Source organism: Pseudomonas sp. FG-3G (genome assembly GCF_901007645.1).
In the GTDB taxonomy this organism is placed as follows: Bacteria; Pseudomonadota; Gammaproteobacteria; order Pseudomonadales; family Pseudomonadaceae; genus Aquipseudomonas; species Aquipseudomonas rhizophila.
In genome coordinates this window covers 57,744-70,312 of record NZ_CAAKGZ010000001.1, presented here as the reverse complement: position 1 = coordinate 70,312, position 12,569 = coordinate 57,744, and the positions used below count along the sequence as shown (strand labels likewise).

Here is a 12,569-nt window from a genome sequence, read left to right as displayed (position 1 = left end):
TACAGACTAGATCGTAACCAGCCCGCGCACACCCTCGGCTTCCATATTTTCTCCGCGCCCCTGCTGCACGATCTCGCCCCGGGACATCACCAGGTATTGATCGGCCAGCTCGGCGGCGAAGTCGTAGAACTGCTCCACCAGCAAAATCGCCATGTCGCCCCGGGCCGCCAGTTTCTTGATGACCACGCCGATCTCCTTGATCACCGACGGTTGAATGCCTTCGGTGGGCTCGTCGAGAATCAGCAGGCGCGGACGGCTGGCCAGGGCCCGGCCAATGGCAAGTTGCTGTTGCTGGCCACCGGACAGGTCACCGCCACGGCGTTGTTTCATTTGCAGCAGCACCGGGAACAATTCGTAAATGAACGCCGGCACCTCTTTGGCCTCGGCGGCGGGAAAACGCGACAGGCCCATCAGCAGGTTTTCTTCCACCGTCAGCCGTCCGAAAATCTCCCGGCCCTGAGGCACGTAGGCAATACCGGCGTGCACCCGTTGGTGCGGTTTGAAGGTGGTGATGGGTTTGCCTTCCCAGCTCACCGCCCCTTCCTTGGCCGGCAACAGGCCCATCAGGCATTTGAGCAGGGTGGTCTTGCCCACGCCGTTGCGGCCCAGCAGGCACGTCACCTCGCCGACCTTCACGTCGAATGACAGGCCGCGCAGGATGTGGCTACCGCCGTAGTATTGGTGCAGCTTGTCGACTTGCAGCATTTTCCAGATTCTCCTCGAACCCCTGTGGGAGCGAGCCTGCTCGCGATAGCGTCAGAACATTCAGAATGGATGCTGACTGACACACCGCCATCGCGAGCAGGCTCGCTCCCACATAAAAAGCAATTTTGCGCCTCAGCGCCCGAGATACACCTCGATCACCCGCTCATTGTCCTGCACCTGCGCCAGCGACCCTTCGGCCAGCACGCTGCCCTGGTGCAGCACGGTGACGTGGTCGGCAATCGCGCCGACGAAGCCCATGTCGTGTTCCACCACCATCAGCGAATGCTTGCCCGCCAGTGATTTGAACAGCTCGGCAGTGAACTCGGTTTCGGCGTCGGTCATGCCCGCCACGGGTTCGTCGAGCAGCAAGAGTTGTGGGTCCTGCACCAGCAGCATGCCGATCTCCAGAAACTGTTTCTGCCCGTGGGACAGCAACCCGGCGGCGCGATTGACCGACGTCGTGAGGCGGATGGTCTCCAGCACTTCGCTGATGCGCTCGTGTTGCTCGCCAGTGAGTTTGGCCCGCAGGCTGGCCCACACCGATTTGTCGGTTTTCAGCGCCAGCTCCAGGTTCTCGAACACGCTCAAGGCTTCGAACACCGTGGGTTTCTGGAATTTGCGACCGATGCCGGCCTGGGCGATCTGCACTTCGCTCATGCTCGTCAGGTCCAGGGTTTCACCGAACCAGGCCTTGCCGTGGCTGGGCCGGGTCTTGCCGGTGATCACGTCCATCAGCGTGGTCTTGCCCGCGCCGTTGGGGCCGATGATGCAGCGCAATTCGCCGACGCCGATGTACAGGTTCAGAGCGTTCAGGGCCTTGAAACCGTCGAAACTGACGCTGATGTCTTCCAGGGTCAGGATGGTGCCGTGACGGGTGTTCAGGCCCTTGCCGGCGGCCTGACCGAGGCCGATGGCGTCGCGACTGCTGCCTTGGTCTTTGTTGGGATCCAGTATGGGTTCGAGCATGAAATCGGCTGTGGGTGTGATTCGCATCATTCGCCCCTTTTCTTGAGTAGCCCGATCACACCCTTGGGCAGATACAGGGTCACAACGATGAACAGCGCGCCGAGGAAGAACAGCCAGTACTCGGGAAAGGCCACGGTGAACCAGCTCTTCATGCCGTTGACCACACCGGCCCCCAGCAGCGGCCCGATCAGCGTGCCGCGCCCGCCGAGGGCCACCCACACGGCGGCCTCGATGGAGTTGGTCGGCGACATTTCGCTGGGGTTGATAATGCCCACCTGCGGCACATACAACGCCCCGGCCAGGCCGCACAACACCGCGCTCAATACCCAGACGAACAGCTTGAAGCCACGGGGATCGTAGCCGCAGAACATCAGGCGGTTTTCCGCGTCGCGCAGGGCGGTCAGCACTCGGCCGAACTTGCTGCGGGCCAGGCGCCAGCCGATGAACAGGCTCGCCACCAAGAGCAGCACCGTGGCCAGGAACAGCACCGCTCGGGTGCCCGGCTCGGTGATGCCAAAGCCCAGGATCGAGCGAAAGTTGGTGAAGCCGTTGTTGCCGCCAAACCCGGTTTCGTTGCGGAAAAACAGCAGCATCCCGGCAAACGTCAGGGCCTGGGTCATGATCGAGAAATACACGCCCTTGATCCGCGAGCGGAAGGCGAAGAAGCCGAACACCAGCGCCAGCAACCCCGGTGCCAGCACCACCAGGCACATGGCCCAGACAAAGCTGTCGGTGCCGCTCCAGTACCAGGGCAATTCGCTCCACGACAGAAAGGTCATGAACGCCGGCAAGCCGTCACCGGCGGCCTGGCGCATCAGGTACATGCCCATGGCATAGCCGCCGAGGGCGAAGAACAGACCGTGGCCCAGGGAGAGCAGGCCGGCGTAGCCCCAGACCAGGTCCAGGGCGAGGGCGACGATGGCGTAGCAGAGAATCTTGCCCACCAGGGTCAGGGTGTAAGCCGAGACATGCAGCGGGTTATCCACTGCCAACAGCGACAGCAGCGGCAGGCTCAACAGCACTGCCAGGATCACCACGCCGACGGCGAGGGTGACTTTCGGGCCGGCCTTTTGCGCGGCCGTGAGCATCAGGGGCTGGTTCATCAGTCGATTACCCGTCCTTTGAGCGCGAAGAGGCCTTGCGGACGCTTCTGGATGAACAGAATGATCAGCGCGAGGATCAGGATCTTGCCGAGCACGGCGCCGATCTGCGGTTCAAGAATCTTGTTGGCGATGCCCAGCCCGAACGCGGCGAACACACTGCCGGCCAACTGACCGACGCCACCGAGCACCACCACCAGGAACGAGTCGATGATGTAGCTCTGGCCCAGGTCCGGGCCGACGTTGCCGATCTGGCTCAGGGCCACGCCACCGAGCCCGGCGATGCCCGAGCCGAGGCCGAAGGCGAGCATGTCCACGCGGCCGGTGGGCACGCCGCAGCAAGCGGCCATGTTGCGGTTCTGGGTCACCGCGCGCACGTTCAGGCCCAGGCGGGTCTTGTTCAGCAACAGCCAGGTCAGCGCCACCACGAACAGGGCGAAGGCGATGATCACGATGCGGTTGTAGGGCAGTACGAGATTCGGCAGCACCTGGATGCCGCCGGACAGCCAGGACGGGTTGGCGACTTCAACGTTCTGCGCGCCGAACACCAGGCGCACCAGTTGGATCAGCATCAGGCTGATGCCCCAGGTGGCGAGCAGAGTCTCCAGGGGGCGCCCATAGAGGTGACGGATCACCGTGCGCTCCAAAGCCATACCGATGGCGGCGGTGATGAAAAACGCCACCGGCAGGGCGATCAACGGGTAGAACTCGATGGCATTCGGGGCGAAGCGCTGGAACAGCATCTGCACCACGTAGGTGGAATAGGCCCCCAACATGAGCATCTCGCCGTGGGCCATGTTGATCACCCCCAGCAGGCCGAAGGTGATTGCCAGGCCCAGGGCGGCCAGGAGCAGGATCGAGCCCAGGGACATGCCGCTGAAGGCCTGGCCCAGCAATTCACCGATCAGCAGCTTGCGCTTGACCTGGCCTAGGCTGGTTTCGGCGGCGGTGCGTACCGTGGCGTCGGTTTCAACGCCGGGTTCGAGCAGGCCTTCGAGGCGGGTGCGGGCCAACGGATCGCCGGTTTCCCCCAATAGCCGCACGGCAGCCAGGCGAACCGACGGGTTGGGGTCTACCAGTTGCAGGTTCGCCAACGCCAGGCTCAGGGCTGCATGCACGTCTTCGTCCTGCTCGCCGGCCAACTGCCTGTCGAGAAATGCCAGTTGGGCCGGGCGGGCGCTTTTTTGCAGTTGCTGGGCGGCGCTCAGGCGCACGCTGGCGTCAGCGGCCAATAGTTGATGGCTGGCCAGGGCGGTTTCAATCAACCCTCGCAAGCGGTTGTTCAGACGCAGGGTCTTGGGCTGGCCGTCGACGGTCAACTGACCTTGTTGCAAGGCGTTGATCAGTTCGACACGCTCAGGTTCCGGTTGCGCGGCCCAGGTTTCCAGCAGCGTGGCTTGCTGGGGCGGCTTGGCGGCGAGGAAATCTTCGGCATCACCGGCGTGGGCCTCCAGTGGCAATAGCAGCACCAGGGCGAGGATGAGGCGGTAGAGGGCGGTGGGCATAGAGAGTCGCCTTGCACGGACAATGTGGGAGCGAGCTTGCTCGCGATGGCGGTGGGTCAGTCACATCAGTGTTGAACAGGGGGCCGCTATCGCGAGCAAGCTCGCTCCCACAGGGATTTGTGTCGGCCCGAGCGTCGTGCTCGGGTCGACCCCCCATGGGCTCAGTTGCTCTTCACCGCATAGTCAGGCTTCTTGTCGTTGCCTTCGATGAACGGGCTCCATGGCTGGGCGCGGATCGGGCCCTCGGTCTGCCAGACCACGTTGAACTGACCGTCGGCCTGGATCTCGCCGATCATCACCGGCTTGTGCAGGTGGTGGTTGGTCTTGTCCATGGTCAGGGTGTAGCCCGACGGTGCGTCGAACGTCTGGCCGGCCAGGGCTTCGCGGACTTTGTCGACGTCGGTGGACTTGGCTTTTTCAACCGCTTGCGCCCACATATGGATGCCGACGTAGGTGGCTTCCATCGGGTCGTTGGTCACGGCTTTGTCGGCGCCTGGCAGGTTCTTGGCCTTGGCATAGGCCTTCCAGGAATCGACGAATTTCTTGTTCGCCGGGTTATCCACGGACTCGAAGTAGTTCCACGCCGCCAGGTTACCCACCAGCGGCTTGGTGTCGATGCCGCGCAGCTCTTCTTCGCCCACCGAGAACGCCACCACTGGTACGTCGGTGGCTTTCAGGCCCTGGTTCGCCAGTTCTTTATAGAACGGCACGTTGGAGTCGCCGTTGACCGTGGAGATGACCGCGGTCTTGCCGCCGGCCGAGAACTTTTTGATGTTGGCCACGATGGTCTGGTAGTCGCTGTGGCCGAACGGGGTGTAGACCTCTTCGATGTCCTTGTCTGCCACACCTTTGGAATGCAGGAACGAACGCAGGATCTTGTTGGTGGTGCGCGGGTAGACGTAGTCGGTGCCCAGCAGGAAGTAGCGCTTGGCACTGCCGCCTTCTTCGCTCATCAGGTATTCCACCGCCGGAATGGCCTGCTGGTTCGGCGCCGCGCCGGTGTAGAAGACGTTCGGCGACATCTCTTCGCCTTCGTATTGCACCGGGTAGAACAGCAGGCCGTTGAGCTCTTCGAACACCGGCAACACGGATTTGCGCGACACCGACGTCCAGCAGCCGAACACCACCGCGACCTTGTCCTGGGTCAGCAATTGACGGCCTTTTTCGGCGAACAGCGGCCAGTTCGAGGCCGGGTCCACGACCACCGCTTCGAGCTGCTTGCCGTTGACCCCACCTTTGGCGTTGATCTCGTCGATGGTCATCAGCGCCATGTCCTTGAGGGACGTCTCGGAGATCGCCATGGTGCCGGACAATGAATGCAAGATGCCGACCTTGATGGTTTCGGCGGCCTGGACGGTCCAGGCCATGCCCATCGCGGCAATGCTTGCCGAGAGTGTAAAAGCCTTGATCAAGCTACGACGCTTCATTGTGCGATCTCCGTGCAATTATGAGTTTTTTTCGATGGCAGATGCGGACGCTGAAGGGGCTTTTGCAAGGGGTGTGCCCGGTTGGGCAAAGGCATTGAGAATGCGGGGTTGGCGCGCTGGGGTAAAAGTGCGAATGCACCACTAGCGACCGCGGCCTAGGCGCTGGTGCGATCAGATGCGCCACATTGGGGCGAAGGCTTGCAGTTCCCCTGTTATTTGCAAGTCAGGGAAACAGGGGTGGATTCAGCGACGGCGCATCAGGCCGATGAAGAACAGGCCACCGATAGCGGCAGTGGCGACGCCAATGGGCAAGTCCTCCGGTGCGATCAGGGTCCGGGCCGCCACATCCACCCACACCAGGAACAGGCTGCCCAGCAGAACACACGCAGGCAGCAGCCGACGGTGTTCGGCACCCACCAGGCGCCTGGCAATGTGCGGCACCATCAGCCCGACAAAACCGATCGAGCCGCTGATGGACACCAGCACGCCGGTCATCAGCGAGGCGATCAGGAAAATCCACAACCTCACCTTCGCCGCGTTCAGGCCCAGGGTCACGGCGGTCTGTTCGCCCGCCATCAGTGCATTCAGCGGCCGGGCCATGCCCAGCAGCAATCCCAGCCCCAGCAACACACTGGCCGCCGGCACCGCCAGCAATTCCCAGCGCGCCAGGCCCAGGCCGCCGAGCATCCAGAACATCACTGCGGAACTGGCGCGATGGTCACCCAGAAACAGCAAGAGGTTGGCCGCCGCCATCATCACGAATGACACCGCCACGCCGCACAGCAACAAGCGATCGCTTTCCAGACGGCCTTGGCGGCTGGCGATGGCCAGTACCAGCAACATGCTCAACAATGCGCCGATAAATGCGGCCAGCGGCAGGGTCAGCAGACCAATGATCTCACCGACATGCAGCACCACAATGACCGCACCCAGGGTCGCGCCGGACGTGACGCCCAGCAGGTGCGGGTCGGCCAGGGGGTTGCGCGTCACCGCTTGCAGGACCGCACCGATCAACGCCAGCCCCGCGCCCACCAAGGCACCGAGCAGCAGGCGCGGGACGCGGATCAGCCAAACGATATGTTCCTGGCCGGGCGACCAATACACGTCACCCACACCGAAAGCCTTGTTCAGCAGGATGTCCCAGACCACAGCCACCGGCACCCGCGCCGGACCGAACCCCAGGGACACCACGCACGACACCAGCATCAGTGCACCGAGGCACACCAGCAACGCGCCATAGCGACGATTGCTCATGGACGGTGAAAACCCTTTGCCAGGGTTTGCACCGCTAATACGTTATCGATACCCGGCGTGGCCTGAACGTAAGGGATCACGATGAAGCGCCGGTGCTTGATCGCATCCACCGATTGCAGGGCCGGGTTGTTCAGCAGGAATTGCTGCTTCTGCTCGGCGCTGACTTCGCCGTAATCGACAATCACGATCACTTCGGGGTTGCGCTCGACCACGTTCTCCCAGCTCACCCGGGTCCAACTGGTCTGCACGTCATCAAGAATGTTGCGCCCGCCGGCTGCATCGATCAGGGCCTGTGGCATGCCGAGACGGCCGGAGGTCATGGCGCGGTCTTCGCCACTGTCGTACAGGAACACTCGGGGCTGATCAGCAGGCAACTGCTTGCGCACTTGCGCCACCTGGGCCTGCATCGAGGCGATCAACTCATTGGCGCGATCCTGCACATCGAAAATCCTTCCCAGGTTGCGCAGGTCGTTATAGGTGTCTTCCAGGGTGGCCGGCGGGCGTTTCATCACGAACGCGCAGGATTCGGTCAACTCGTACACATTGATGCCCAGCGGTTGCAGGGTTTGCGGCGTCAGGTCGCCGCCCACCCGCATGCCGTAGTCCCAGCCGGCAAAGAAGAAATCCACGTTGGCATTGAGCAGGGTTTCCACCGACGGGTATTTGGCCGCCAGCTCCGGCAGGCCATCGAGGATTTTCTCCATGTCGGGCGTCACTGACTTCCAGCCGCTGATGCCGCTGTAGCCCACCATGCGCGACTTGAGCCCCAGGGCGAGCATCATCTGGGTCATGTTGATGTCATGGCTGACGGCGTGTTTCGGCGCCTGGTTGAAGGTGACTTCGCGATTGCAGCTTTGGATCGTCAATGGGTAGCGGGTGGTCTCGGCCAAAGCATGTGTACTGCCGAGCAGCAGCGGCAGAAGCAGCAGGGAACGCAAGATCATGGTTGGGTTATCCAGGTGATTCGGGGGTGGGCGGCCAAGGGGTGTTCGTCAATCAGCGCCTGCACGCCAAAGACGTCGCGCAATAGCGTGACCGTCAGCACTTCCTTGGGCGTGCCGCTGGCGACGATGTGTCCGTGGTCGATGACGTAGAGCCGATCACAGAACGCAGCGGCCAGGTTCAGGTCGTGGATGCTGGCGAGGGTGCCGATCCCCAGGCGTTTGATCAGTTGCAGCAGTTGGAGTTGATAACGCGGGTCGAGGTGATTGGTCGGCTCATCGAGGATCAGCACCTGCGGCTGCTGCGCCAGGGCGCGAGCCAGGATCACCCGTTGCTTTTCCCCGCCCGAGAGTGTGGCGAAAGCATGGTCGCCGAAACCTTGCAGCCCCACCGATTCCAGTGACTGGCTGACCAGGCTCAGGTCTCGCTGATTGTCGCCATCGAACAGGCCTTTGTGTGGCGTGCGCCCCATGGCGACCACTTCCTGGACCGTCAGACCGAAGGCGTCGGGAAACTCTTGCAACACCACAGCGATGCGTTGGGCGCACCAGCGCGAGGACTGTTTCCAGACGTTGTGATGGTCAAGTTTCACCTCGCCCGCCTCCGGCTGACTGAACCGATAGGCGCAGCGCAACAGACTGGTCTTGCCGCTGCCATTGGGCCCGATCAACCCGACAAACTCCCCGGCACCCACCTGCAACGTGGCGTCACGCAGCTGGAACTGATGATGGCAGTGGCCATGGCCCAGGGGTGTCCAGGCGAGGTGGGAGAGGGTTAGCGAGGTCATGCATACACTCAAATGATTGGATCGATCCGAAGCCCCTGTGGGAGCGAGCTTGCTCGCGATAGCGGTAGGTCAGTCACATCTCTGTTGGCTGATCCACCGCTATCGCGAGCAAGCTCGCTCCCACAAGGGATGGTGTTCACCGTTTGGAAAGCGGGCGCGATTGTAGAGGTTTCGCGCCGTCTTTCGTTAACGCGCTGTCTTCAACTTGAAGATGAAACCACCTCAGGCTGGCGATTGAAACGGGTGACGAGCCGATCCAGCAACCCCATCACCAGCAGCGACGCCCCCACCAGCGGAAACACCACTGCCAGGGCCAGCATGATGAACACCCCGGTCTTCCAGGTCGGCAAGTCGTGACGCAGCGCCGGTACGCCGAACTTGCCCTGGGGCCGACGCTTCCACCAGATCACCACGCCGCTGACGGCGCTGAGCAGGATCATCAGGCAAATCAGCAGCACGATGATCTGGTTCAGCGGGCCGAACATCTTGCCTTCGTGCAGCATCACGCCGGTTTCGGTGGCGCGGGCGACGACGCCGTAATGTTCCCAACGCACATCCGCCAGGACCTTGCCGGTGTACTGGTCCACGTGCAGGGTCGCGTCGTTGCGCGGGTCGTCGGCGAATACAGCGATGGTGAATACGCCGGTGGCGGTGGTCGGCAGGGTGATGCTGTAGCCAGGTTCCACTTTGCGTTCGGTGGCGATGTCCTGCACCGTTTGCAGGCTTATGGTCGGCGCGGCGGGACCTTCATGGGCGCCGCCGTGGGCCATGTGTTCGGCATGGTCGCCGGACATCGGCATCGGGGTATTTTCCACGGCCCAGGGTACGGTCTGGCGGTGCGCATTGTTGAGGCTGCCGGCCGCGACGTCGGACTTGGGCATGTCGTTCCACATGGCAGCCGGGAAGCGGTTCCAGAGGTCAGCATATTGCTTGCCCCAGAAGCCGGTCCAGGTCATGCCGCTGAGCAGCATCACCAACAGAAACGCCGCGCCCCAGAAGCCGACGACCCCATGCAGGTCGCGCCAGAACAAACGACCGCGAGCGCTCCAGCGTGGCCACAACACTCCGGCCGACGACTGCCCGCGAGGCCACCACAGGTACAGGCCCGACACCACCAGGACCACGCCCCAGCCGGCGGCCATTTCCACCAGTCGGTCGCCCACGGTGCCGATCATCAACTCACCGTGGATGGCCCGGGCGATGGCTTGCAGGTTGTCCTTGGCGTCCTGTTCACCGAGGACATCGCCATGGTAGGGGTCGATGAACACGTTCAGCTCGCGGCCCTTGTCGATCACCACGAATTGCGCACTGCGCTCGGCATTGATCGGCGGCAGGTACTGTTTGACCTGGCCTTCGGGGTAGGCCTGGCGGACCTGTTTGAGCAGGTCGTCCGCCGCCATCGTGTGATGGCCGGCCGGCACGTTCAGCAGGCTGCCGTACATCAGAGGGTCGAGTTGCGGCTTGAACAGGTAAATGATGCCGGTCAGGGCCAGCATCACCATGAACGGCGCCACGAACAGCCCGGCATAAAAATGCCAGCGCCAGGCCAGGTTGTAGAAATTGGGTTTCGGTTGGCTCATTTTAAAAGCGCTCCGCAGGGCAAATGTGATCGTTATGTTTTTGGCGCTTTTGATCGTTCCCACGCTCCCGCGTGGGAACGCATCCAGTGACGCTCTGCGTCACCGCAGGACGCGAAGCGTCCCGTGCTGCATTCCCACGCAGAGCGTGGGAACGATCAATCAGGTCAGTTGTTAGAAGCTCATATCCACCTTGGTCCAGAACGTGCGCCCCGGTTCGTTGATGGCTTGCGGGTCACTCGCCGGGTAGCCGAACCCGGCGTTGCCGGCCAGGTTCAGATGTTCGGCGTAGGCTTTGCCGAACAGGTTGTCGACGCCGCTGCTGACCTTCCAGTGCTTATTGATGCGGTAGGCACCGTTGAGGGAGAACACCCCGAACCCGGAACTCTTGCCGTAGTCCTTGCCCACTACGTTGCCCTTGTTCTCGTCGACACGGTTTTGCGCGGCCACCACGCGCCACAGGGCACCGGCGCTCCAGCGATCTTCGCTGTAGGTCAGGCCCAGGCGGGCGTCGAGCGGCGGCATCTGTGCCAGGGCGCTGCCATCGCTGCTGTTTTTGCCCCAGGCGTAGGCCAATGTTGCATCGGCTTTCCAGCGCTCGGTCAGCTTGTAGGCCGCGCCCAGCTCACCGCCCATGATCCGTGCATCAATGTTCTCGGCCCGGGAGGTGGTGCCCATCATGCCGGGCGTGTAGTCGAACAGGATGTAGTCGCGCACCTGCCCGACATAACCCGACGCCCAGGCTTCGAGGGTTTCGGTTTTGTACTGCAGGCCGAAGTCGAGTTGGGTGGTTTTCTCCGGTTTGATCGAGTCGAAAGCATTCAGCGAACCGGCGGGGCCGGCGTTGGCCGAAAACAGCTCCCAGTAATCCGGGAAACGTTGCGCGTGGCCCAGGCCCGCATAGAGGGTAGTAGGGCTGTCGGCCAGATCGTGTTCGTAGCGTACGAAACCACTGGGCAGCGTGTCGGCGCGGGTTTGGTCGGCAGTGGGATTGGGCCGGGCGGACATGCCGGAGCCGATGCTTTGGCGGTAATCCTTGGCCGAGGCGCGGTCGAGGCGGGCGCCGCTGACCAGCCGGTCGCGGTCGGCGGCGTACCAGGTCAACTCACTGAACACGCCGTAGTTATGAAAGTCGGCGTCCTTGGTGCGCGGCCGTTCCTTGTAGGTGTCGATGCCCATGCTGCTGCGTTGGCGATGCTCGTTGGTCTGGGCGTCCAGGCCACTGATCAATTGCACATCGGCCCAGCGCCAGGTGGCCTTGATGCGTGCGCCGAGGGTGCGGCGGTCGACGTTGGACGCCATGGGGCCGGCCATCATCCCGGTGCCGGACGGCGTGCGCAGCGTGTAGTTGTCCATCACATGGTCGGCGTAGTTGTAGTAGACCTGCGCTTCGAGCGTATCCAGCACATCGCCCATGTTCGAACGCTCGAAACGCAAGCCGAGGCTTTCACGCTTGAACTGCGAGCCATCCATGCCACGTCCGGCGTAGCGTGCTTCACCGTCGCCCTTGCCAGCGGTCAGTTCCAGCAGGGTATCGGCATCCGGCGTCCAGCCCAGCGTCACGTCGCCGTTCCACTTGTCGTAGCGCGACGGCACCGTGTCGTTGTTGCCGTCACGATAATCGTCTGAATGAGCTGTGTTGCCGATCACCCGCACGTAACCCAAAGACCCGCCGGCAGCCGCATCCACAACCTTGTCGAAGCGCCCGTTGGAACCGGCCAGTACGCTGGCGTTGACCCGGGTGCCCAGTTCGCCGAACTGCTCCGGCTCGCGTTCGAACAGCACGGTCCCGGCCGATGCACCAGGGCCCCAGAGCACGGTTTGCGGGCCCTTGATAACGGTGAGTTTGTCGTAGGTTTCCGGCGAAATATAGGACGTCGGCGCGTCCATCCGGCCCGGGCAAGCGCCCAGCAGCATGCTGCCATTGGTGAGAATGTTCAGCCGCGAGCCGAACATGCCCCGCAGTACCGGGTCGCCATTGGTGCCGCCGTTGCGCACCAGGGCGAAGCCGGGAATGGTCTTGAGATAATCGCCGCCGTCGCTGGCCGGCACCGGTTGGCGCGGATCCTTGGGGTTGGTGACCACGGTCAGGGGCGAGCTGGGAGCGACGGCGGTAATGACCGTCGGGCTCAGCTCTTCGATCTGAGCTTCGTGGTGAGCATGCTCGTCGGCCAGCGCACAGGGCGTGAGCAGCAGGCCGCACAGTGCGGTGGCGGTGTAGCGAAAACGAACCCGTGGCTCGTTCGGGGAGCAGCGAACCTGGGCTGCGCCCAATGCGATGCCGGCAGAAAACCTGGACATGATGA

At 62.8% G+C, this 12,569-nt stretch carries 10 protein-coding genes; all 10 read right to left on the bottom strand.

The annotated features are described in order from the left end of the window. Nucleotides 1-6 precede the first annotated feature (6 nt). The 10 genes from urtE to PSEUDOMOFG3G_RS00225 all read right to left on the bottom strand — a co-directional run bounded on the left by urtE (nt 7) and on the right by PSEUDOMOFG3G_RS00225 (nt 12,564). The gene (gene urtE / locus PSEUDOMOFG3G_RS00270; RefSeq protein ID WP_047227362.1) at nt 7-705 is read right to left on the bottom strand and encodes an urea ABC transporter ATP-binding subunit UrtE; all 699 of its coding nucleotides are present in this window, start codon (nt 703-705) and stop codon (nt 7-9) included. Between the two features lie 132 nt (nt 706-837). After that, entirely contained in the window at nt 838-1,698 is an 861-nt protein-coding gene (urtD, locus tag PSEUDOMOFG3G_RS00265; protein WP_047227437.1) for an urea ABC transporter ATP-binding protein UrtD, read from the bottom strand. Next, nucleotides 1,698-2,774, bottom strand: coding sequence for an urea ABC transporter permease subunit UrtC (urtC, locus tag PSEUDOMOFG3G_RS00260; RefSeq protein WP_047227363.1), 1,077 nt, complete (start codon nt 2,772-2,774; stop codon nt 1,698-1,700). Before urtC ends, urtD begins: the two co-directional genes overlap by 1 nt. Continuing rightward, nucleotides 2,774-4,276, bottom strand: a complete 1,503-nt coding sequence (gene urtB, locus PSEUDOMOFG3G_RS00255; protein ID WP_139048494.1) for an urea ABC transporter permease subunit UrtB — start codon at nt 4,274-4,276, stop codon at nt 2,774-2,776. The genes urtC and urtB overlap by 1 nt, the downstream gene beginning before the upstream one ends. A 161-nt stretch (nt 4,277-4,437) precedes the next feature. Further along, entirely contained in the window at nt 4,438-5,703 is a 1,266-nt protein-coding gene (gene urtA, locus PSEUDOMOFG3G_RS00250; protein ID WP_058545695.1) for an urea ABC transporter substrate-binding protein, read from the bottom strand. A 243-nt stretch (nt 5,704-5,946) separates the two neighbouring features. Further along, nucleotides 5,947-6,957 carry an iron ABC transporter permease gene (locus PSEUDOMOFG3G_RS00245; RefSeq protein ID WP_092395852.1) on the bottom strand — a complete coding sequence of 337 codons (1,011 nt, stop codon included), beginning with the start codon at nt 6,955-6,957 and terminating at the stop codon, nt 5,947-5,949. Then, nucleotides 6,954-7,901 (bottom strand): ABC transporter substrate-binding protein, encoded by a 948-nt coding sequence (locus PSEUDOMOFG3G_RS00240; RefSeq protein ID WP_139048493.1) that lies wholly within the window; start codon nt 7,899-7,901, stop codon nt 6,954-6,956. The genes PSEUDOMOFG3G_RS00245 and PSEUDOMOFG3G_RS00240 overlap by 4 nt, the downstream gene beginning before the upstream one ends. Continuing rightward, a complete protein-coding gene (locus PSEUDOMOFG3G_RS00235; protein WP_139048492.1) occupies nt 7,898-8,686 on the bottom strand; it encodes an ABC transporter ATP-binding protein in 789 nt (262 codons plus the stop codon). The genes PSEUDOMOFG3G_RS00240 and PSEUDOMOFG3G_RS00235 overlap by 4 nt, the downstream gene beginning before the upstream one ends. A gap of 200 nt (nt 8,687-8,886) precedes the next feature. Continuing rightward, the gene (locus tag PSEUDOMOFG3G_RS00230; protein ID WP_139048491.1) at nt 8,887-10,266 is read right to left on the bottom strand and encodes a PepSY domain-containing protein; all 1,380 of its coding nucleotides are present in this window, start codon (nt 10,264-10,266) and stop codon (nt 8,887-8,889) included. Nucleotides 10,267-10,437: 171 nt separating this feature from the next. Further along, on the bottom strand, nt 10,438-12,564 hold the full coding sequence (locus PSEUDOMOFG3G_RS00225) for a TonB-dependent copper receptor (RefSeq protein WP_139048490.1): 2,127 nt from the start codon (nt 12,562-12,564) through the stop codon (nt 10,438-10,440). Nucleotides 12,565-12,569: the final 5 nt, after the last annotated feature.

Coding starts and splice junctions, on each gene's coding strand:
- PSEUDOMOFG3G_RS00225 (WP_139048490.1), bottom strand. CDS start 12,564: ATGTCCAGGTTTTCTGCCGGCATCGCATTGGGCGCAGCCCAGGTTCGC.
- urtE (WP_047227362.1), bottom strand. CDS start 705: ATGCTGCAAGTCGACAAGCTGCACCAATACTACGGCGGTAGCCACATC.
- urtB (WP_139048494.1), bottom strand. CDS start 4,276: ATGCCCACCGCCCTCTACCGCCTCATCCTCGCCCTGGTGCTGCTATTG.
- PSEUDOMOFG3G_RS00245 (WP_092395852.1), bottom strand. CDS start 6,957: ATGAGCAATCGTCGCTATGGCGCGTTGCTGGTGTGCCTCGGTGCACTG.
- urtA (WP_058545695.1), bottom strand. CDS start 5,703: ATGAAGCGTCGTAGCTTGATCAAGGCTTTTACACTCTCGGCAAGCATT.
- PSEUDOMOFG3G_RS00235 (WP_139048492.1), bottom strand. CDS start 8,686: ATGACCTCGCTAACCCTCTCCCACCTCGCCTGGACACCCCTGGGCCAT.
- urtD (WP_047227437.1), bottom strand. CDS start 1,698: ATGCGAATCACACCCACAGCCGATTTCATGCTCGAACCCATACTGGAT.
- PSEUDOMOFG3G_RS00230 (WP_139048491.1), bottom strand. CDS start 10,266: ATGAGCCAACCGAAACCCAATTTCTACAACCTGGCCTGGCGCTGGCAT.
- PSEUDOMOFG3G_RS00240 (WP_139048493.1), bottom strand. CDS start 7,901: ATGATCTTGCGTTCCCTGCTGCTTCTGCCGCTGCTGCTCGGCAGTACA.
- urtC (WP_047227363.1), bottom strand. CDS start 2,774: ATGAACCAGCCCCTGATGCTCACGGCCGCGCAAAAGGCCGGCCCGAAA.